General features: G+C 45.6%; 14 protein-coding genes. 9 read left to right on the forward strand and 5 right to left on the reverse strand.

Annotated features, from left to right (window positions below; genetic code table 11):
• Positions 1 to 68: 68 nt before the first annotated feature.
• The gene (locus QUA47_RS25370; RefSeq protein ID WP_333432793.1) at positions 69 to 263 is read left to right on the forward strand and encodes a hypothetical protein; all 195 of its coding nucleotides are present in this window, start codon (positions 69 to 71) and stop codon (positions 261 to 263) included.
• Between the two features lie 44 nt (positions 264 to 307).
• Here the strand turns inward: QUA47_RS25370 and cofH are convergent, their stop codons facing one another.
• Entirely contained in the window at positions 308 to 1,453 is a 1,146-nt protein-coding gene (cofH, locus tag QUA47_RS25375) for a 7,8-didemethyl-8-hydroxy-5-deazariboflavin synthase subunit CofH (RefSeq protein ID WP_333432794.1), read from the reverse strand.
• Positions 1,454 to 1,593: 140 nt separating this feature from the next.
• Between cofH and QUA47_RS25380 the strand changes: the two genes are divergently transcribed.
• The gene (locus QUA47_RS25380) at positions 1,594 to 2,808 is read left to right on the forward strand and encodes a glycosyltransferase (RefSeq protein ID WP_333432795.1); all 1,215 of its coding nucleotides are present in this window, start codon (positions 1,594 to 1,596) and stop codon (positions 2,806 to 2,808) included.
• 92 nt (positions 2,809 to 2,900) lie between these two features.
• Entirely contained in the window at positions 2,901 to 4,682 is a 1,782-nt protein-coding gene (locus tag QUA47_RS25385; protein WP_333432796.1) for a glycosyltransferase family 39 protein, read from the forward strand.
• Positions 4,683 to 4,689: 7 nt separating this feature from the next.
• Here QUA47_RS25385 and QUA47_RS25390 read toward each other — a convergent pair whose 3' ends face one another.
• The gene (locus QUA47_RS25390) at positions 4,690 to 4,851 is read right to left on the reverse strand and encodes a hypothetical protein (protein WP_333432797.1); all 162 of its coding nucleotides are present in this window, start codon (positions 4,849 to 4,851) and stop codon (positions 4,690 to 4,692) included.
• A gap of 7 nt (positions 4,852 to 4,858) precedes the next feature.
• Here QUA47_RS25390 and QUA47_RS25395 point away from each other — a divergent pair, with 7 nt between their 5' ends.
• The 3 genes from QUA47_RS25395 (at position 4,859) to QUA47_RS25405 (ending at position 8,558) form a co-directional block, all read left to right on the forward strand.
• Positions 4,859 to 5,089, forward strand: coding sequence for a hypothetical protein (locus QUA47_RS25395; protein WP_333432798.1), 231 nt, complete (start codon positions 4,859 to 4,861; stop codon positions 5,087 to 5,089).
• Between the two features lie 224 nt (positions 5,090 to 5,313).
• On the forward strand, positions 5,314 to 7,458 hold the full coding sequence (locus QUA47_RS25400; protein ID WP_333432799.1) for an NACHT domain-containing protein: 2,145 nt from the start codon (positions 5,314 to 5,316) through the stop codon (positions 7,456 to 7,458).
• A complete protein-coding gene (locus tag QUA47_RS25405) occupies positions 7,455 to 8,558 on the forward strand; it encodes an SUMF1/EgtB/PvdO family nonheme iron enzyme (RefSeq protein WP_333432800.1) in 1,104 nt (367 codons plus the stop codon). Before QUA47_RS25400 ends, QUA47_RS25405 begins: the two co-directional genes overlap by 4 nt.
• An 85-nt stretch (positions 8,559 to 8,643) precedes the next feature.
• Here the strand turns inward: QUA47_RS25405 and QUA47_RS25410 are convergent, their stop codons facing one another.
• Positions 8,644 to 9,249 (reverse strand): DUF3318 domain-containing protein, encoded by a 606-nt coding sequence (locus tag QUA47_RS25410; RefSeq protein WP_333432801.1) that lies wholly within the window; start codon positions 9,247 to 9,249, stop codon positions 8,644 to 8,646.
• A gap of 265 nt (positions 9,250 to 9,514) precedes the next feature.
• A complete protein-coding gene (locus QUA47_RS25415; protein WP_333432802.1) occupies positions 9,515 to 11,089 on the reverse strand; it encodes a nucleoside transporter C-terminal domain-containing protein in 1,575 nt (524 codons plus the stop codon).
• 221 nt (positions 11,090 to 11,310) lie between these two features.
• Here QUA47_RS25415 and QUA47_RS25420 point away from each other — a divergent pair, with 221 nt between their 5' ends.
• The gene (locus tag QUA47_RS25420) at positions 11,311 to 11,601 is read left to right on the forward strand and encodes a hypothetical protein (RefSeq protein ID WP_190661770.1); all 291 of its coding nucleotides are present in this window, start codon (positions 11,311 to 11,313) and stop codon (positions 11,599 to 11,601) included.
• Positions 11,602 to 11,706: 105 nt separating this feature from the next.
• On the opposite strand, the gene QUA47_RS25425 is transcribed toward QUA47_RS25420, so the two are convergent.
• On the reverse strand, positions 11,707 to 11,901 hold the full coding sequence (locus QUA47_RS25425; protein ID WP_190661768.1) for a hypothetical protein: 195 nt from the start codon (positions 11,899 to 11,901) through the stop codon (positions 11,707 to 11,709).
• Positions 11,902 to 12,458: 557 nt separating this feature from the next.
• Here QUA47_RS25425 and QUA47_RS25430 point away from each other — a divergent pair.
• A complete protein-coding gene (locus tag QUA47_RS25430; protein WP_333432803.1) occupies positions 12,459 to 17,345 on the forward strand; it encodes a CHAT domain-containing protein in 4,887 nt (1,628 codons plus the stop codon).
• 849 nt (positions 17,346 to 18,194) lie between these two features.
• Positions 18,195 to 21,997 (forward strand): serine/threonine-protein kinase PknK (locus tag QUA47_RS25435; protein ID WP_333432804.1); only part of this gene is annotated, 3,803 nt, incomplete at its 3' end.

Here is a 21,997-nt window from a genome sequence, read left to right on the forward strand (position 1 = left end):
CTATCCTTTCTCTGCGCTGTGCTTATCTCAATGGTCAACTTTCCACTTGATATATGTGCAAAACTGAGATGCACCCAGTCTGGGTTTACGACAGCGGCAGACTTCTCATTTATTTGCTGCAAGATGGAGAGTATGTAGAATCCGATATTAGTCCGAATTTTCCAGAAATCGCGATCGCCCAGATGATTCCGGCTACAGTGGAACGTGCTTGGCAGGTTGGAAATTTGCAAGCGCTAGAAGAATTTGAAAGTGCGATCGGCTAAACTCGTAGGATACGTTACGCGCTTCGCACTCCGCATCCGAAAATTTACACAATTCCTGCCAAATTGTCAACCCCTAAAGGTCGATAAATTGTATCTCTTTGCTGATAACTCCGCCCCAAAGAACTAATCGCATTTTGCAAATCTTCCACAGATTGACAACTGCCGCCAACCGCACCGGCCATAGTTGTAATGTGCTCTTCCATCAATGTACCGCCGATGTCGTTGCAGCCCCATTTCAGCGCTTCTGTAGCTCCATCTAAACCTAATTTAACCCAACTCGGCTGGTGATTGGAAATCAAATTTCCCAAGAAGATTCTCGATACTGCGGTGAGTAACAATGTATCTGCTAAAACTGGTTGATCGCGGCCGACTCGACTCCGCAAAGGTGCCGGTGCTTCTTGCCCGACAAAGGGTAGTAAAATAAATTCTGTAATGCGTGCTGGATAGTCTTGGTCGATCGCAGTTTGTTGGAGCGATCGCACTTTTTCTAAATGCAAAACCTGCTGTTGGGCCGTCTCAATATGCCCGCAAAGCATCGTACTCGTTGTCGGCAAACCCAGACGGTGAGCAGTTCCCACAATTTCCAGCCAAGTTGCCGAATTTAGTTTTTCCGGGCAAATCACCCGTCGCACAGAATCGTCGAGAACTTCCGCAGCGGTTCCCGGCATCGAACCGACTCCCGCATCCTGCAAAGCCGAAATTACATAGCTGAAACTAAGATTATCTTCTCTGGCAATAAATTCTATTTCTTGCGGCGAAAAAGCGTGCAAGTGCAACTGAGGAAACTTATCCTTAATAGTTTTCACCAATTGCAGATAATAAGGTAAAAATGCGCCGTTGAGCTTAGCTTGAAGATTTAAGCCGCCCTGCATACAAATTTCCGTTGCACCCCGCTGCACTGCATCAGTTGCCTTTTCCTGAATTTGAGCTGCATCTAACCAAAAAGCGCCCTCATCTCCCCCGTCGCGGCGGAATGCACAAAAACTGCAATGCTGCTCGCAAATGTTAGTAAAATTAATATTTCGATTGATAACGTAGGTGACTGTATCCCCTGATTGTCGGCGGCGGAGCAAATCAGCGGTTGTTTGAATAGAAGCTCGCGCGTCTGGATCTCTTTGCTGCAAAAGTACCAAGGCTTCTGCAGCAGAGATGTTATAACCTTGTAAAGCTCGATCGAGAATTGCATCCACAGTTTTATTTTTAACTCAATTACAGAATTACTGACTAGAATTAAGGCGTTTTTATATTTTAACTAATCAATTATGGAGGAACGATATTTTACAATCTCAATTCCTACCAAACCACCCTCAGGATTCTGGAAACTAAAATTATGGGCATCTACCAACCAAATCAGGTTTTGCCAGTGCCGTCGGGGCCTTTGCAGATTCCTGCTCTACAGACTTTCGGTTCAACTTTTGTACACGCAGGCACACTGCCAATTTATTTTTCCCTGGTAATTCCCACCTACAACGAGTGCAGGAATATCCAGAGTATTGTGGAAAAATTGAGCCAATTGCTCGATGGTATCCTTCCCGGCAACTACGAATTAATTGTAGTCGATGACGACAGCCCCGATCGCACCTGGGAAGTCGCCCTGTCCCTGACACCGGAATATCCGCAATTGCGGGTAATGCGCCGGGAACACGAGCGGGGACTTTCCACAGCGGTAATTCGCGGGTGGCAGGTCGCTCAGGGTGAGGTTTTGGGCGTCATCGATGCCGACTTGCAGCATCCCCCGGAGACGCTATTGCAGCTTTTAGCAGAAATTCAGCGGGGAGCAGATTTAGCTGCTGCGAGTCGTCACGTTGGCGAGGGTGGTGTGAGCGACTGGAGCGTTGTCAGGCGATTTTTATCGCGGGGCGCTCAAACTCTGGGGTTGGTGATCCTGCCGGGAGTGGTGGGTCGAGTTTCCGATCCGATGAGCGGCTATTTTATGGTGCGCCGCACTTGCATTGCGGGCAAAACCATGAATCCTGCTGGTTACAAAATATTGATTGAAGTGCTCGGCAGGGGGGATATCCGCTGGATTGGAGAAGTTGGTTACGTGTTTCAGGAGCGGCAAGAAGGGGAGAGCAAAGTTACCTGGAAACAGTATATTGAGTATTTGCGGCATTTGCTGAGGTTGCGGTTTGCCCGCTGGCCGATGGGCAAGTTTCTGCGGTTTGGCATTGTGGGTTTCAGCGGCGTGTTTGTGAATATGGGGGTTTTGTATGTGCTGTCCGAGATCCTCAATTTGGAGCTGACTCGCAGTCTGATCGTTGCTGCTGAATTTGCAATTATCAGTAACTTTTTGTGGAATGATTTGTGGACTTTTGGGGATATTTCTAAGCGGCAGCCAGGAAAGCGCCAGCAATTGAAACGGCTGTTGAAATTTAATACCATTTGCTTGATGGGTTTGATTTTGAATGTGCTGCTGGTTAATTTGCTGTTTAATGTTTTTGGGATGAATAAATATTTGGCTAACTTAATTGCGATCGCGGCTGTGACTCTGTGGAATTTCTGGATTAATATGAAGTTGAGCTGGCGGGTGACGGACGTGAATTAGGTAATGCGTAATTGGTAATTGATAAAATGACTGATGGCTAATAACTAATGACTAATTGCTCTTCTTTCCTATGCTTTTGAATCACTGAATTAATGCTTAAGAACAAACAACTGTTGTTAATATTGCTGTGGACGGCGATCGCCTTTATTTTGCGCTTTGCCAATTTGGACTCGAAACCGCTGTGGACAGATGAGTTTTCCACTCTAGTGTTTAGTTTGGGCAACAGTTTTCGAGGGGTGCCGATCGATCGCGCGATCGACCTTTCTACATTATTACAACCGCTGCAATTCCGTGCCGGTGCTGGCATTGCAGATGTCCTAAACCATTTGCTGTTAGAAAGCAATCATCCACCAGTGTATTTTATGCTCGCCCACTGGTGGATGCGACTGTTTGGGCCGACCGAGGATAGTTTAGTTTGGATTGGGCGAGCTCTTCCTGCATTATTGGGCGTTATTTCAGTTCCAGCTATCTACTTTTTGGGCAAATTTGCTTTTAGTTCTCGTTTAGTCGGTCAATGTGCCGCCGCGATGATGGCAGTTTCTCCCTACGGCATTTATCTCGCTCAAGAAGCTCGCCATTACACTTTAGGAATCTTATTAGTTATTGCCTCTCTTTTTTGCCTCGCCTTAGCTGCAAAAAAGCTGCAACAGCGGGTTCCCCTGCCTATTTGGGCGGTGCTGCTTTGGGTAGTTGTTAATTGTTTGGGAATTGCGGTTCACTACTTTTTTGCACTGACTTTGTGTGCCGAAGCAATAGCATTAATTGCTGTAATATGGCAGCAGTTTAATGGAAAGTTGGCAATTTCAAACAGCCAGCAGCCTAATATTTGGCAATTTCAAATTCTGTGGCGACTGTTCGCAGTAGCGATCGGCACTTTAGCAGGCGGTTTAGTTTGGCTGCCAGTATTTTTGTCAAATAAATACGGCAGCGAACTAACTAATTGGATTGTCAGCGGCGATCGCACATTCTTAGATTGGATCGCGCCGATTTTTCAAGCTTTAGCTGGATGGATTACTGTCATGTCTCTGCTGCCGGTGGAATCGCCAAATTTGGCAGTAGTAGTTGCATCGGCGATCGCAATGACAATATTTTTTATATTGGTGCTTCCCATCCTGTTTAGCGCTTTTAAAATTTCCTTAAAAACGCCCGATACTCGTTTAGGTACTGTTATTTTCGGCGGATTTGTGCTAGGAGCAATTTTCCTATTTTTCAGCTTTGCATATATTCTAGGAATTGACCTAACTCGCGGCGCACGATACAATTTCGTCTACTTTCCGGGGGTGATATTGCTTTTAGGAGCAACCTTAGCGGTTATTTTTAACACACCTACAGCAAAAAGTCAATGGTTTAATTTACGGGCGATCGAAGTTCCGGGCAAAAAAGCAGTGGTGCTAATTTTAGCAATGGGTTTTTTTAGCGGCGTCACAGTAAATTCCAATCTCGGCTATCGCAAATATTACAAACCAGACCTTTTAATTCCGATTATCCGCGAATTATCGAAAGTTCCCGTGTTAATTGCCACTACTCAAAAGACTCATGTAGAAATAGGAGAGTTGATGGGGATAGGGTGGGAATGGGAAAGAAGTTCGGCAACGGATTTTGTAGCGGATGTAACGGATGTTAGGAAGAAAGAAGAAGTTAAAGCCTTTGATTCTCCGCTGTTTCTTTTGGCTAATCAAAGAAGGGATGGGCCGGAAATAGCGGCAGGGACACTTGACAAAACACTCAGTCAATTAGAACGCCCGCTTGATTTGTGGTTAGTTAATTTTCGCGTACCTGTCAATCTCGAAGCACAAAAGTGTCAGGTTGAATCGCGCGAGTTGCCTGCGGTGGATGGGTATGAATATCAAGTTTATCATTGTTCTAGCTCATAGGTAAGTTTTAGGCGATGGAGCGGTCGATCGCACTTTCGATTAAAATAAGTGCGTTAGCGCAGCTTTCTGCAGGAATCGCACTTTTTTCCTCAGTCGCAACAGTATAAAGTACGATGGATCTTGGGTTTAGCAAAAATGCTAAAATTACATCAATCAAAAAAATCAACATAAAAAACATGACTTTCAAGGCAGTTTTTAGTCTTGTTAAGCAGTTGTATATATCCGAAAAGTTACGGTTGATTAAGTGGGTGCTTCCTGAGATAGAACGAGAATTAGTTGTTGTTCGCCCTACTCTCCGCAAATCAGTGTGGGGTTTATGTGCTGACTTGGGAATTGCACCATCGGCTGCTGAAATAGATGAAGTTCGCGGGGAAGAAGGGGCGAAATTTCCAAGGCAGGATTTCTAATGCTGCGTTCCGTAGCTGATAATCATGCAGTTATATGGAGTGTCAATACAATTTGGTAAAGCGGATATTTTTATATAGTAGGCTGAATCTAACTGAAGCAGCGGGCGATCGACAAATCTACTTCGCAAAGATCGCACCTCAGCCATAAATAACATCTATTGCTAACGATCGATCGCTACGATCGCCTAAACTGGGAAACAACAGGCTTTTAAATGCGATCGCTTATGTCCCGATTTATACAAAATTGGCTGCTACCATTGCTATTGATACTCAGTAATGGTTTCTTGGGTTGGCTGATCAACCAACTGCCCGGTAAACAGGACTTAAAAATTGAAGACCCTATAATAATCTTACTGACAGTAGTGTGTCTATTGGCACTTTTTATCCTCGGCGCTATATCCAGTCAGTCTCAGCCGAGTGCAACGCCTGCAAATCAAAATTGGGTTCTTGGTTTTTTACCCCTACTGGGAGGTGGCATCCTTTTCGGACTCTTGAAGGGGAACCACGTAGCCGCCGAATTCAACTCAGCAGTTTTTTATACATCTCTCATTCTGTTTGGTTTGGGGACTGTGCTCCCGCCTGTACTGCTTTTACCGAGACAATGGCAGAACAGCTTGGTATGGTTTCCGCCCGGTTTGGGACTGGGGGTAATGTTGTATTTCATACTGAGAGGCGAATGGACAGCAGCGTTTTTGGCTTTGGTTGTGACTGTAATTTTGATGCTGTTTATCCATGCCATCAAGTTTCTCATCCCAGTTACGAACCAACTTGCACCGAAGTTTAGGGCAAAGAGACAGCAACTTGCATATAGTTTTGCAGACGGGATTGGGAATATATTTGAAGATTTTACCTCACCTTTTCAGCGGGAATATTACAAGGGCTTGACTTATATCTGTCGATATTATCAAACACAGGGATTGGATAGAGATCGAAACCTGAACTTGCAAAAAGTATTTGTGCCTCTCAAAATTGCTGCAAAAGAGGCAGCGAATACAAGTCACAAAATGATTCAGCCGCTAAAGGATGAAGGAAATAACTCAAATGAAATACAAATTTGGAATTTTTTAGCAGCAATAGATAAGAATCCGGCATTTCGGCGCATGGCAGTTTTGGGCGCACCCGGTTCCGGGAAAACTACCCTTTTGAGATATTTAACGCAGACTTATGCCACAAAGCAACAGCGGAAAGTGCATCCGAAAGCGCCGAAACTGATTCCGATATTGTTGTATCTCCGAGATGTGCGTCAGGAAATTGTAAATAATAATCAACTCACTCTGGCAGAGTTAATTACTCAACAAGTACAGCAGCAGCAGCAAAAACATCAACTGCTGAATCCACGACCTAACTGGTTTGCCGAAAAATTACTTAAAAACCAATGTTTGGTAATGTTAGATGGATTGGATGAAGTGGCAGATGAAACCCAGCGCCAGCAAGTAAGTTGTTGGGTAGACGCACAGATGCAGGCCTACCCGGACACGGCTTTTATCTTAACCTCTCGACCTTTTGGCTATAAAACTGCGCGGTTGCAACAAGATGTGACTGTCTTAGAAGTGCAACCATTTAACATGAAACAAATGGAACAGTTTATTTGTAGCTGGTATTTGGAAATAGAGGTGATAAGTAGCGCTGGACAATATGATGCGGGAGTGCGGGCAGAGGCTAAACAACAAGCCGATGATTTAATTAAGCGGATTAAAAATAGCAAACCTCTGGCGGACATGGCGGTGAATCCTTTGCTGCTAACAATGATTGCCACAGTTCACCGTCGCGGTAGTGCCTTGCCAGGAAAACGGGTAGAACTTTACAAAGAAATTTGCCAAGTTTTACTAGAAAGGCGACAAAGAGCTAAAAAGATTGCGGATGCGCTAACAGCGACGCAAAAGCAATCTGTTCTGCAAGTGCTGGCATTTGAATTAATGCAGCAGAAAACTCGTGATTTCAACCTATTTGAGGGAATTGATTGGATTACAGACAAATTGGCATATGTAGCAGGCAGTGGGGCGAATCCAGAGGAATTTATTCAGCAAGTTCGGGATGTGAGTGGGTTGTTAGTGGAAAAAGAAGTAGGCGTTTATGAATTTGCTCACTTGAGTTTCCAGGAATATTTAGCAGCGGTTCAGATTAAGGAATCGAACCAAGAGAGTCTGTTAATCGGAAATATTAACCAGTCCTGGTGGGCTGAAACTATCCGTCTTTATGCAGCGCAGAGTAATGCTAGTAATCTGATTGGTACAGTCTTGGGGATGGCATCTCCATCCGTTGAGGTAATGGCACTCGCCTATGATTGTTTGGACGAGGGGTTGAGTGTAAATCCAGACGTTCGGCAACAACTGGAACAAAGGTTAAACGCAGATTTGGAAAGTCGATGACAGCAAGATTCATTTTAGCAGCTAATGTTTTGTTATCTCGGCGTCTGCAAAATTTGCTGCGGATTGATGAGAATGTCGAAATTGACATGAGTTACATCACCTGCGCCGAATATCAGCTTTTTATTTATGAGAAGTTGAAAGGGGCTGAACATCGTCAACCTGACCAGTGGACAAGTTACAGCTTTCCGCCAGGAGATGCCAAAAAGCCTATTACTGGAGTACGAGCTAGTGATGCTGAGGAGTTTTGTGAATGGTTAACTCAGCAGCAATTTGCATTGGGATTTAAATACAGACTGCCCACTTTAGCTGAAGTAGAGGAGTATCCAGTTACAGAAAAACAAGTAGGATGCTGGTGTTTTGATGGAGAACAGCGAATCCTTGCAGGAATAGAAGCTGAACAGCAGCAAACTTGGGAACAGAATTTAGCTGAGGTTTTGGACCTCTACCGCGACCTGTACCACCATCTGTACCGCAATCTGTACCGCGACCTGTACCACAAGCTGTACCTCGTCCTGTACCGCGACCTCGACCTCGACCTGTATGACGACTTCGACCCCAACCTATACCACGACCTGTACCTCAACCTGTACCACGACCTGTACCGCGACCTGTACTGTGTCCTCAACTGCGACCTCAACCGCGACCTCGATCGTGTCCTCGACCGCGACCTCTACCATGACCTCAACCACGTCCTCAACCGCGTCCTTAACCGCGTCCTCAACCGCGTTTTCGACCGCGACCTCTACCGCATCCTCGACCGCGACCTCTACCGCGACCTCTACAGCGCGCTCGAAGGCAAAATTAAAGCAATTGAAGAAGGCAAAGCCAGTGATTTTCTACTTTTATACTTCCCTCTGCTTCCTGTTATTGTTATCTATCATTTCTTATCAGGAACTTATGAGGCAATCTCCCAAAATAAAGCGGCGCTCAATATAATTAAGTTAAGCCGTCAAGAAAGTGAAGCTATTGGCCGTAAGTATCTAGATAATTTTAATAAAATATACTCACTTTATGTTTACTTAGTATTACTAGATGAGCGACAAGCGGGTCGGATACCAGCATGGGAGAGTATTCGGATTGTCAGGGAAAAAGTTGAGTAGCAGATATAGCGCCTGCATAGTAGGGACACAACAGTGTTGTGTCCTTTGCCTGCGGAACACAGGATTGTTTGTGAAATAGTATTTTCTAATCTTGCCTGACACTATCGGGCACGCCCACCGCCGAAATACCCGATATCGCCTTTAAGTTTTGACACCGAATCAACTCATTAAAATCCAAACTGCGCCCTTCAATTTGCGCCACAGCCTCGATCGCCCCAAGCAAATGTCCGGCCGCTTCCGCTTCGTTGTAACCACGCCTTCCCGCTACTCTAATCGCCCCCTCGTCAGCATCTAACTCTACTTGGGAACTGCGGTTGTCGCGCCAAATTCGAGTCATGGCGAGTCCCGTCAAACCGCCCGCGATCGCAGTGCCGATCGCATCTCCCTGCAACAATTCTACAACAGTCCCGACAATTCCCGCCAGAGCCGCACCTTGATAAATATCCGGTTTAAACCACTTAACATTGCACAAAAAACTTACATTCCGCAATAGCAGTAAATCCCGCTGCGGCTTAGATAGCAGCCGCCACAAATCAAAATTAATATAAATCGGGCGAGATTGATTCCAAGGTAAAGGAAAATCGCAGTCAATTACCGTTGATTGTTGGGGCTTATTAATGATTTTACACGTCATGCGGCCGGAAGCGGGCATCACATCTAACAGACGGCGAATTTCTGGATCGGGATTCATAAATTTTGGGGGAATTAGTAATTGGTAATTGCATCTAGATAAAAAAACAATAATATTGGTCCTGGCCTCGTAGCGGCGGGTTTTACCGACAATAATTGCCTACTAAAACCTACAATCTCGTAAACCCGCGCCCACCCAAGAGCTGATGCGATCGAAATCAAAGTTGATGTAGGTTATTGGTTCTGTGGGGCCGGGTTTCTGTAGATTTTAGACGCTAGTTAAATATTGTTCGTAAAACCCGCCCCTACAAGTCCATATAAGATAATTAAGGGTTTTTCTTGGATGCGGGAGAGGGAGATTCTTGAACTCGGGGAGACGCTTTTTGGGTATTAGCCGAAGGCTTCGGACTGACAATCGCTGGGGCAACTGACGGCTTTGAATTGGCGGCTGGGGATGGCAGTGGTTTTGGAGAATCAGGGGCTGTTAGCGGGGCAGCAGGGGCTGTCTTAGCGCCTAAAATGCTGGCGTCTCCGGTGTCGAAGGTGCCCGCGATGCAAGCGATCATCATTGTCGCTAAAGTGCCGACAAATAAGGCTTTCCAACCGAGTTCGGAAATGTCTTTGCGGCGGGATGGAATTAGGGCGATCGTGCCGCCGACAAATATGCCGACGGAGGCTAAGTGGGCGAAGCCGGAAAGGGCGTAACTGACAATTAAAACTGTACGATCGCTCACCAGTTTGTTGGCCGATGCTTCTGCTAGAGTTTGATAGGGAGGAATCGCCGTTTCTAACAACCTGCGACCGATAATTACTGACGCTTGCCAAGAGTCGTCTAATTGCACTCCTGTTAATAGCGTCAGGGGATAAAATAAGACTCCCATAATGTTGGCTAAGGTGACAACTTTGAACAAGTCACCAATTGGGCCTGGCAAAATTGCCAGCCAGCCAAAGAATTGATTGATTAAGGAAACTAAGCCTAAGATTAAAATCAAAACAGCGGCAATTGCCACTGCCATTTTTACACCGTCCAATGCACCAATTATCGCTGCATCGAGAGGGCTGACTCGTTCGATGGGTTCTCCCCCAACAGTCTCTTGTTTGAATTCTTCGCGCTCCGTGTCCGAAATTTCTTCGCCCACAAACTCGCGGCCTTGAGGCTTCGGTTCTTCCTTGGGAATGCCACCCATTGTCAGGGGCACGCCTGTTTCTGGTACTAAGATTTTGGAGAGAACAAAACAAGCGGGAATGGCGATAATTGAGGCTGAAACTAAATGCCCTAAAATATTGGGAAAAACTGGCTTTAGAAAACTAACGTAAATTGCTAAAGTTGAAGAAGCTGCCGTCCCAAAACAGCAAGAGAGGATTGCACAAAGTTCCGAACGAGTCATTTTCGGCAAATAAGGCTTGACGACAATTGCCGCTTCAATTCCTACGAAGATATTAGCAGCGCCGCTGAGGGCTTCTGCGCCGCTCAACCGCATTGTCGTATAAAAGATTTTGGCAAAAAGTTCGGTGATAATTTGAATTACGCCGATGTTGTATAGCAAGGCCATGAGGCCAGAAAAAAAGATGACTGTCGGTAAAGCTCTAAAGGCAAAAATATATCCTAAATTAACTGCCGGAGCTTTACCAGGTATCGGTACAACATTGCTCCCGAATACAAATCTCGCTCCAGCGTCAGCAGCGGTGAATACTCCATCCAGTAAGCCAGTAAACCACTCTAGGGCGATGCGAGTTGGGGGGAACAGGAATACTAAAAATCCTAAGACTAATTGCAGTCCAATGCCCCAGATGATGACGCGCCATGGAATATACTTGGACTGTCGGTTTTCTGAAAAAATCCAGGCGATCGCACATAAGCCAAAAATTCCCAGAAACGAGATAAGATTGTAGATTGACATGAGCCTAGTCCTTGAAATACTTAAGAATGCCGATCGACGGCTGGCACCACATCAGTTATACTATTCATCTGACGGCAAATGCTAAAAAAAAATAACGGGCCGATAAATTACGCACTCAACAGCGTACTGATGTCATTGCTTAGGTCATTCCGAACTCTGCGGATCTTTAGCAAGCCTTGATTTGCCGTAATTACCAGCAGTTTAGATAGAAACTCTAACACATGGAAGCTTTTGCTCCACATCCTCCTGAATGGACTGCGACGGCGGTTCACGCTAATGAGTTTTGCTGTCCCAAGTGTGGCGCTAGCTGCACGGATGCCGCTGAGGTCTGGATTAATCGCCGATCGCCAGTATACACCGAGTTCAACCGCCGCAAGTGGCAAGAATTTTACCGCTGCCAGTGCGATGGCGTTTGGTGGGCTTGGAGTAACGATAGGCCTCCTTCTGAACTTGTGCGTCGCGATCAGAGTTCGGATGACAGCCCGGATGACGGCCCGGATGATGATTTTTAGAACGCTGACAGAATTTTCGATTTTAGATTTTCGATTTTATTTAAAATTAGGCTAAGGTGCGCCTCGGCGCACCCTACATTTAGATATGTTAGCGCCAGTTATCAACTAATTCATCACGTCAAGTATTCCCTTGACTACGCCTTCCATCACTTTTTCAATTAAGCTCAATTCATTTTCGCCGATCGACTCATTTAAGAGCATTGACTGAATTCGCTGTCTGTCATCCCGAGTCAGTTCGCCTGACGAAAATATCCGCTCTACTATTTGTTCAGTTAGAAATGGGAAAGCTGGGGTTTGCATGGTTGGTCTCTAAAAGCATCAATATTTTGTTTTTAACTTTATTAGAGGAGCCAGTTATGGTGTGGGTTTTTGTGGTCCCACCAAATCAGTGCTCCAATCTTAGGACTCTGGGGGGATTTTGTCAATACACTGGCGACTGATAAATACAAAATTTGCCTTAAATTTCCGACATTCTGGGAACGGGTGGTTTGGGAGTGCGATCGACCCCCGGCGGTGGCGGTGTTCGATCGACCTTTTTAAGTTTATTGGCACTTTGGCGGAACATTACAGCTCAAACAAAATCAAAACGAGAAGAGATTAGAATTGGTAATGGAGAATTGGTAATCGGGAATTGGTAATTGGTAATGGGAAAGTGGCTTTTCCTTGTTTCCTGGGACTAATGACTAATGACTAAGTAGGTGGTTACACATAAACATTACATGGGAGGGTGGGTGAGTGCAGCAATAAACTGCTTACAAGTAAAGATACTGGCTCCACCCGCCAAGATATTATTGCTTTTTTGTGCGGATCTACTTAATGACTAATGAATAATGACTAATGACTAATGGCTTCCTCCAATGACCTATTTTCGTTCTGCTCTAATTTTGACATTAGGTTTTGGGCTGCTACCGCTAGCAGTGCGATCGCAACCTGTAGTTCCTGCTACCGACGGCACGAATACTGTTGTTAAGTCCGAGCAAAATCGCACAGACATTAGCGGCGGGCAACTGTCAGGAAACGGCGCAAATCTTTTTCATAGCTTCAGCCAATTTAATCTCAGCGAAGGTCAAATAGCTAATTTTCTAACTAATCCAAATATTCAAAATATTTTAGGGCGGATTTCCGGCGACAATGTTTCCGTAATTAACGGTCTGATTTCTATAAGCGGTGGCAACTCGAATTTATTCTTAATGAATCCTGCCGGAATTGTCTTCGGTCAAAATGCTAGATTAAACGTGCCGGGGTCGTTTTTGGCGACAACTGCTACAGGTATTGGTTTCGGCGATCGCTGGTTCAATTCGGCAGGAATTAATAATTACAAAGCTTTACTGGGGAATCCCAATCAATTTAATTTTAATAATTCACAAGTGGGTGCAATTGTCAATGCGGGGAACTTGGCAGTTGGCAGCGGGCAAAGTTTAACTTTGCTCGGTGGCACCGTTATTAATACAGGACAATTATCCGCTCCCAACGGTCAAATTACTGTCGCTGCTGTTCAGGGAAAAAATGCAGTCCGTATCAGTCAATTTGGCAATTTATTAAGTTTAGAAATTACTCCGTCTTTGCAGCGAGAAAACTCGGCGGTCGCCCCAGTTTCTTTGCCTCAGTTGCTAACGGGTCCCGGCGTAGCATCAGCCACAGGTTTAACGACTAACGAACAAGGTCAAGTGGTACTGACTGGCGGCCAAACAGTGGCGGCAGTTCCGGGAAGTGCGATCGTCTCGGGCTCGGTAAATGTATTTGGTCCTTCTGGCCTGGCTGGCGGCACAGTTAATATTTTAGGGGAAAAAGTCGGACTGTTCGGCGCAAATATCGATGCTTCCGGGACGAACGGCGGAGGTACTGTGCGCGTCGGAGGCGGTTTCCGGGGGATCGAACCAGTGCCGAACGCACAGGTAACTTATGTTAGTCCTGATTCTACGATCGCAGCCAACGCGATCGACCGCGGCAATGGCGGCACTGCGGTAATTTGGTCAGACAATACAACTCGCTTCTTCGGCAATATTAGTGCTCGCGGGGGCATCGCCGCAGGTAACGGCGGCAGAGTCGAAGTTTCGGGCAAAAATGCTTTAACTTTCCAAGGAGAGGTCGATACCCGCGCGACTAACGGTGCGATCGGCAATTTGTTGCTCGATCCGGCAAATATTACGATCGTCAGCGGTAACGGCGACAGCAGCGCGCCATCAACCGGTGGCGGACTCGACGCGGCACCAGAACCTAATGAAACATCGATCTCAGAAGTGCAGTTGGAACAGATGGCGGCCGGCAGCAACGTGGTTCTAGAAACCCCGGGCTACATCACCCTCCAAGACTTGGCCGATAACAAACTTTCGCTGCAAGCGATAACGGGAGACACCGTAACATTTAGATCGGGCGGAGTGTTTTTTGTCAATGACCCCAACGATTTAATCGAGACTCAAGGTGGCAACATCAACATTTTCGCCAGCAGCATCTCTCTGGGCGGACTTAATGCTAACGGTGGCAATATCGCTCTCACTGCTAACGGCATTGACTTGAGGGGCGGCAGCAATTCTGTCAGCAGTGCGGGGGGAACAATTCGCTTGCAACCCAACGATAGCCGAGCAATTCGGATCGGTGGCACCGGCGATATTTTGGGCATTTTAGACTTGACGGCAAGGGATCTCGGCGCTTTGGCGGGGGGTTTCGGCTCGATCGCGATCGGGCGCGAAAACGGTAGCAGCTCGTCGATCGCGATCGTCGCACCCATTACTTTCAACAGCCCGCTGACACTTCAAGGCAGCTCGATCGCGATCGACAATCCCCTGAGAACAAGTGGCAGCGCTAGCTTGACTCTCGACGCGCCTCAAACTGATCTCAAAGCCAACATTGCGACATCCGGCGCAGATCTCACTTTTACAGGAAACGCATCCCTCAATGCTGACGTGGCTTTGATCACTGAAGCTAGGGGCAACATTCTGTTCTCCGGTAGCCTAGACGGATCTCGCGCCCTGAGACTTGACGCTCAGCGAGTGCTGTTCGGCGCTACAGTCGGTCAAGCTGCACCGCTGGCTAGTTTGTACGTCCACGCCGACAGTACCCAGGTTTCGGGCAATATTGCGACATCTGGCGACATGAATTTCAATAGTAACGTCACAGTCGATCGCACTACCGCCCTAGCCGCCACTACCGGCAATATCGCTTTTGGCAATACCCTCGACAGCACGCCGGGCCGAGCAAATAATTTGACGCTGCGCGCTGGCGGAAACATTACTTTTGACGGCAGAGTCGGTCAAACTCAGAGGTTGGGCCGGCTCTCGGCTGACGCTGCTAGCGTGACGGCTGCTTCCACAATTACAGCGCGCAGTTTGAGCGTTAACGCGCGAGATTCTGTTACCTTCGGGGGGGACAGCACGGCCGCTTTGGGAGCCGATATCAAGGCAGAAAATGTCCTCTTAGAGGGTAATTTAAGGACGGATGGCGGCAGCGTGAACCTGCAAGGAAGCCGCGAGGTTCGGACTGGCAATATTACCTCGAACGGTGGGAGGATTCGAGTTGAGGGGAATACTGTTGCTGCGGGTGCGATCGACTCGTCATCGGCGGGCACAGGAGGCGCGATCGCTCTCCAAAGCAATGCCGGCCCTTTAACTGCCGGAGCTTTGAACGCTTCGGGGGCGATCGGCGGAAATATTGCTGTCACCTCTTCATCGGGCATTTCGGCTCTCGATCTTAACTCCAGCAGCACTTCAAACGGCAACGGCGGCGGCGTTTCCCTGAGCGCGACTGATAACATTCAGTTGGGCTTTATCAACGCTCAAGGCGGCACTGGTGGCACTGGCGGCAGCGTTGATGTGACAACCCTCGGTTTGTTTAGCTCGAACAGTGTTTTCAACGATATATCGGGCAATTTTTCCAGTATTTCTACTGCCGGAGGTGCGCGGGCGGGGGCAGTCGCAATTCGCCACGGAGGCGGTATCGATCGACCGTTTGTAGTTGGCGGCGCGATCGATAATGGAACCCGGGGAAGCATTAATGCTGGCGGGGGAAACGCCATTTTGCCCACTTTTTCTTTTGGACAAACTTACACCCAAGGAAGTTTACCAAATCAGATTTCCCTAGTTACCCCGGGCCCCCCCTCTGCTCCGGCACCAATTCCGGCACCAATTCCGGCACCAATTCCGGCACCAATTCCGGCACCAATTCCGGCACCAATTCCGGCACCAATTGCCCCACCGCCTGTAGTGCCAGTAGTCCCCGTAAATCCCGAGCCGGCGCTGTCACTTCCTGCATCTATGGAAGTAGAATTGCGATCGCCAAGTAGATACAAACATTCCCCAACTAGCCCGGATATTTTCGCTCCTTCTCGCAGATTAGATGCGGCCGGTTCGGGAGTTTTAGAATTTGAACAAACCTTTACTCGCGAGTACGAAAAATATCTGGACTTGCCCGCAAGAAGACCGATTAGTAATATGTCGGTTATTTACGAAACTCTTCGCAAAAACGAACAAACTACCGGGATAAAATCGGCCATTATTTATATGAATTGGGTCAGCATAGCGGATGCAGGGGCCGCCAAAGAAAATGATTCTGTAGTGGTGGCAAGCCAGGATTTATCTAATGTATTGCCTGTGAGAACACACCTCGCCTCCCAGCCCCCTCATCCCTTAGAAAATAAGTTGACCCAGAGGTTGCAGCCGGACAGCAAAGAAGTTTCCGATGTTCCTAACGGGGAGCATTTAGAATTAGTATTAGTAACAGCTAACGCTCAACCCCAGCGCGTTTTAATTCCGGCGACAACGCGCTGGCAGGTGTTGCAACTAGCCGACGCCCTGCAAAGCGAAATAACTAATCCCCGAAAAAGAAGCAGCATTAGTTATTTGGATACGGCGCAAAAACTTTATCGGTGGTTAATTGCACCAGTTGCTGCAGAATTGGCAGCTTTAAAAATTGACAATTTAATTGTAATTCCGGCAGCAGGTTTGCGGAGTGTGCCGTTTGCGGCCCTTCACGACGGCAAAGGCTTTTTAGTTGAGAAATACAGCATTAGCGTGATGCCGAGTCTGAGTTTAACTGATATTCGCTACGACAATATTGCGGATGATGAAGTTTTGGCAATGGGGGCGTCGGTATTTGAAGATAAAGCGCCATTACCGGCGGTACCGGTGGAGTTAGAGTCGATCGCGCCGCCCGATCGCGGAAAATCATTTTTGAATCAAGATTTTACTCTCGGAAATTTGCAAGCTCAGCGGGCAAATCGGCCTTTTGGCATCATTCACTTAGCAACTCACAGCGAATTCCAGCCTGGGGAACCGAAAAATTCTTACATTCAGTTGTGGGATACTAAATTGCGCCTGGATCAAATGCCACAGTTGCGGTGGAATGAACCGCCGGTGAATCTGTTAGTTTTAAGCGCGTGCAGTACCGCTTTGGGCGACGAAGAGGCGGAGTTGGGGTTTGCGGGTTTGGCGGTAGCTAGCGGTGCTAAATCGGCTTTGGCGAGTTTGTGGGAAGTCAGCGATGAGGGGACTTTGGGGCTGATGACGGAGTTTTACCGGCAGTTGCGGGCCCCCAGACGCGGTGGCAATTTGATGATTAAAGCGGAGGCTTTGCGGCGCGCGCAATTGGAGATGCTGCAGGGGCGCGTGCGGATTCAAGACGGGATGCTGCGAGTCGAAGGGCTTTCTATGAGTCTAACTTTGCCTCCGGAAATTGCGGCGCGGGGCGATCGAGTGCTTTTGCATCCTTATTATTGGGCCGCCTTTACAATGATTGGCAATCCTTGGTAATGGAGTGTTGAATGAAGAAGGAAAAAGAGGCGTTGCTGAATCAAGGTATCAATAGTGCAGTAACTGGAAACTCCTGAAATTTTAGGTAATGTATTTAGGACTTATATCGTTTCCGATGCAACCGGAAACCCTATCAAATGTCTCGGAACTATTATATCCCAATACCCATTGTAAAATTCCTGAACGAAAGTGGCCAACGGCTGTGCACGGCCAGATTTGGTGTGTTTTTTTCACATCAGTCTGTAATTCATCGAGCTCATCGACTTCTGAAATGACTTCGGGGTGATAAGCATCGACTCGGAGTTTTCCGACAAGTCTTACTCAAGTTATTAGAGTGATGTGATGAGCTCCCTTGATTCGTTAATAGTCCGAAAATTCCTACCATTGACATACATTTTTATACCTTGGGGTTTCACAGTATCACTGTAACCAGGCGTGGGATTCATAATCAGCGATAAATTGACAACCAGATTTGACACAAATGTGCTTCGGTTTTCCTTTTTTATTACGGTTTTTACGGCTGTCGGTTGATTTTAACTGGCTTTTATTGCATGGTGATTCCACCTATTCATACTAGAATTATGCAACGCTCAAATCTCCGAGGAAGCTCAACGGCGAGATATCTTCGCTCTGTTCTGTCTGCTTTTGGAGGAAACTGTAGAGCGAGATCACTCCTAACATAAATCTTTATTTATACTTTTTTTAAGAAATGTAAAAATTAATATTTTTTTATTTGAAATTTAAATTTTGCTTAAAGTGCAGGCTAGTGTTTATATTAGAGGGTACATCTACTTAGAAATTGATAATTGCTAAAAAAATGTGTATTTATTATTAAAATAGGCTGCAAAGATGATTAACTTAGCTGGCTACGAGATTACCAACCAAATACATGAAACTAACAATTCTTTAGTTTACCGAGGACTGAGAAAGCAAGACAACCAACGGGTAATTCTCAAATTTCTCAAGCAAGATTATCCGATGCCCGCTTCGTTAGTTAGATACAAGCAGGAATACGAAATTACACGCAACCTCAACCTAGAAAGTCTACCTAAAACCTACAGCTTAGAAAGATATCACAACAGTTTAGTTATTATTTTCGAGGATTGTGGTGGAAAATCATTAAAGCTGTGGTTGGCCGATCAAAAACTTACCTTAGAAGAGTTTTTGTCAACAGCTATTAAAATAACTAGGGCGTTAGGCGACATTCATCAACATAATATTATTCATAAAGATATCAACCCGAGCAATATTATTATTAACTCGGCAACCGGGCTAGTCCAAATCATAGATTTTGGCATTTCTACTGTTTTAACTCGTGAGAATCCTACCCTAAAAAATCCTAATGTTTTAGAAGGTACTCTCAGCTATATATCGCCGGAACAAACAGGCAGAATGAACCGAACGATCGACTACCGCACTGATTTTTACTCATTAGGAGTTACTTTTTACGAACTGCTAACGGGGCAACTGCCATGCGATTACAGCGATGCAATGGAATTAGTCCACTGTCATATTGCTAAACAAGCAGTACCGCCCCATGAAATTAATCCAGAAATTCCTAAAGCGGTTTCGGATATTGTAGTAAAACTGTTAGAAAAAACTGCTGAAAAAAGATACCAAAGTGCTTGGGGAATTGTCGCAGATTTAGAAGAATGTCTGGAACAACTACAGGGTAAAGGAACGATTGCTGATTTTGCGATCGCCCAAAAAGATATTAGTGATAAGTTTCAAATACCTCAAAAACTTTATGGTAGACAACGAGAAATTGAAACGTTATTAGCAGCCTTCCAGCGCGTCAGCAATGGCACAACAGAAATTATGTTAGTGTCGGGTTACTCTGGCATTGGTAAATCAGCCTTAGTGCAAGAAGTTTATAAACCTATTACTAAGGCAAACGGTTATTTTATTGCCGGAAAATTTGACCAATTTCAACGCAATATTCCTTACTCAGCTATTGTTAAAGCTTTTCAGTCCTTAGTCACGCAACTCTTAACTGAAAGCGAAACGCAAGTCACCACTTGGAAAGAAAAACTTTTAGCAGCTTTTGGTGATAACGGTCAAATCATTATAGATGTCATTCCCGACGTAGAACTCATCGTTGGCAAACAGCCACCCGTCCAAGAGTTAGGGGCTACAGAAGCGCAAAACCGCTTTAATTTAGTGTTTCAAAAATTTATCCGGGTGTTTTGTTCAGTCGAGCGTCCCTTAGTCATTTTTCTAGACGATTTGCAATGGGCGGACTCTGCTACTCTGAAACTGCTGCAAGTAATGATGGCAGATGAGGAAACGAAATATTTATTTCTAATGGGTGCTTATCGAGATAACGAAGTTAACCCCACCCATCCTTTAATAATGACTCTGGAGGGGCTGCAAAATCAAGGCGCGACTATTAACCAAATTACGTTAACTCCCTTAGATATCGAACAGATAGCTAAATTAATTGCTGATACTGTGCGTAGGGATAGAGGAGCAGTCATGCCCCTAACTGAGTTAGTCGTGGGTAAAACTCAAGGCAATCCTTTTTTTGTCAATCAGTTTCTCATAACTCTCTATGAAGAAAACCTCCTAATTTTTAATTCTGAGCAAAGAAACTGGGATTGGAATATTTCACAAATAGAAGCAGTAGTAATTACGGATAACGTCGTTGAGTTGATGGTCGGTAAATTAAGAAAGATGCCAGATTCAACTCAAGAGGTTTTACGGTTAGCCGCTTGTGTGGGCAATAGTTTTGGCTTAAACACTCTGTCGATTGTGAATGAAAAATTTCCTGCCGAAACTTTTCAAGAGCTATTGCCAGCAATTCAAGATGGATTAATTCTCGCCACCTCTGAACTCGGCGTAACAGAAGAAGAAATTGTTCAGTCTCATCTGGTCATTACTACTTACAAGTTTTTGCACGATCGCGTGCAACAAGCAGCTTATGTTTTGATTGAGGAAAGTTCTAAAAAAACAGTTCACTTACAAATCGGTCGCTTGCTGTGGCAAAATACCTCGCCAGAGAAACGAGCGGAAGAGATATTTGCGATCGTCGATCATTTGAATCTGGGAATTGAACTCATTAGTGATGAATCTGAACGCACTGAAATTGCAAAACTAAATTTAACCGCAGGTCAAAAAGCTAAAGCAGCTACGGCTCATGCTGCGGCTACCGAATATTTGCAAGCAGGTTTGGGACTGCTAGCAAATTCTAGCTGGACTCATCACTACGAACTGACATTAGCACTACATACCGAAGCAGCAGAGGCAGCATTTCTGAGTGGTGACTTTGACCGGATGCAAAAATTAGCTGAGGTCGTGCACAACTGTGCCAAAAACCTATTGGAAAAAATAAAAGTTTATGAAGTCCAGATTCAAGCTTCCGTGTCGCAGAAGAAGCTACTAGAAGCCGTTAATACAGCGTTAGAAGTTTTAAAACTGTTAGGGGTGGAGTTTCCCTCTCAGCCAAACCCGTCAGATATTGGGCAAGCACTGGGGGGAACGGCGGCAATTTTGAAGGGGAAGCGAATTGAGGATTTAAGTGACCTGCCTCTAATGACTGATCCCTATAAACTAGCAGCTATGAGACTTATATCAAGTATCTTTGCTCCTGCATACATTGCTGCTCCACAACTGTTGCTCTTGACGGTGTGCAAACAAGTAGATTTATCCGTCCAATATGGTAATGCTTCTGTTTCTCCCTTTGCTTATGCCAATTATGGTTTTCTTCTTTGTGGAATTGTGGAGGATATTGATTCGGGTTATCAGTTCGGTCAATTAGCTTTAAGTCTCTTGTCAAAGTTGAATGCTCAAGAAATCAAAGCCAAGACAGTTGTCATTGTAAATATATTTACCCGACATTGGAAAGAGCATCTGAGAGAAAGCTGCGAGCCTTTAGTGTCTGCTTACTCTAGCGGAATAGAGACAGGAGATTTAGAATTTGCAGGCTTTAGTCTAATACATTCCTCCTGTGCAGCTTACTATAGTGGCAAAGAACTGACTGTGCTGGACAGAGGGATAGCAATTAACAGAGATGCTATTTATAATCTCAAGCAAGAAATAGCGCTTAATTATATAGAAATAAATTGGCAAGCTATATTAAATTTGTTGGGAAAAAGCGAAAAATCTTGCATTCTGAAGGGTGAAGCCTGTGATGAGGATCTGAAGTTGCCATTATACCAGCAGGCAAAGGACAAATCGGCAGTTGCATACATATATTTGAACAAAATTTACCTGTGTTATTTGTTTGAAAATTACTCAGAAGGTATTGACAATACTATTAAAGCAGAGAAGTATTTAGATGCAATGGTAGGATTGCCCGTTATTCCTATCTTCCACTTTTACGATTCTTTGCTGCGGTTGGCGGTGTATTCTGATACTCCACAGTCAGAGCAACAGATCATTCTTGACAGAGTACAAGCTAATCAAGAGAAAATGCAGAAATGGGCGCATCATGCCCCAATGAATTATTTGCACAAATTCTATCTAGTAGAGGCAGAACGGTATCGGGTTTTAGGGGGAAAAATCGAGGCAATGGAAATGTACGAGAAAGCCATTGCTTTAGCTAAAGAAAACGAGTACATCAACGAAGAAGCACTCGCTCACGAACTTGCTGCCAAATTCTACCTGTCATGGGGTAAAGAAACGATCGCCCAAGTTTATATGCAAAACGCTCA

This window comes from Microcoleus sp. MON2_D5 (assembly GCF_036701905.1).
Taxonomy (GTDB): Bacteria; Cyanobacteriota; Cyanobacteriia; order Cyanobacteriales; family Microcoleaceae; genus Microcoleus.

Coding starts and splice junctions, on each gene's coding strand:
- QUA47_RS25370 (WP_333432793.1), top strand. CDS start 69: ATGCACCCAGTCTGGGTTTACGACAGCGGCAGACTTCTCATTTATTTG.
- QUA47_RS25410 (WP_333432801.1), bottom strand. CDS start 9,249: ATGAATCCCGATCCAGAAATTCGCCGTCTGTTAGATGTGATGCCCGCT.
- QUA47_RS25395 (WP_333432798.1), top strand. CDS start 4,859: ATGACTTTCAAGGCAGTTTTTAGTCTTGTTAAGCAGTTGTATATATCC.
- QUA47_RS25420 (WP_190661770.1), top strand. CDS start 11,311: ATGGAAGCTTTTGCTCCACATCCTCCTGAATGGACTGCGACGGCGGTT.
- QUA47_RS25405 (WP_333432800.1), top strand. CDS start 7,455: ATGACAGCAAGATTCATTTTAGCAGCTAATGTTTTGTTATCTCGGCGT.
- QUA47_RS25425 (WP_190661768.1), bottom strand. CDS start 11,901: ATGCAAACCCCAGCTTTCCCATTTCTAACTGAACAAATAGTAGAGCGG.
- QUA47_RS25400 (WP_333432799.1), top strand. CDS start 5,314: ATGTCCCGATTTATACAAAATTGGCTGCTACCATTGCTATTGATACTC.
- QUA47_RS25415 (WP_333432802.1), bottom strand. CDS start 11,089: ATGTCAATCTACAATCTTATCTCGTTTCTGGGAATTTTTGGCTTATGT.
- QUA47_RS25390 (WP_333432797.1), bottom strand. CDS start 4,851: ATGTTGATTTTTTTGATTGATGTAATTTTAGCATTTTTGCTAAACCCA.
- QUA47_RS25430 (WP_333432803.1), top strand. CDS start 12,459: ATGACCTATTTTCGTTCTGCTCTAATTTTGACATTAGGTTTTGGGCTG.
- QUA47_RS25380 (WP_333432795.1), top strand. CDS start 1,594: ATGGGCATCTACCAACCAAATCAGGTTTTGCCAGTGCCGTCGGGGCCT.
- QUA47_RS25385 (WP_333432796.1), top strand. CDS start 2,901: ATGCTTAAGAACAAACAACTGTTGTTAATATTGCTGTGGACGGCGATC.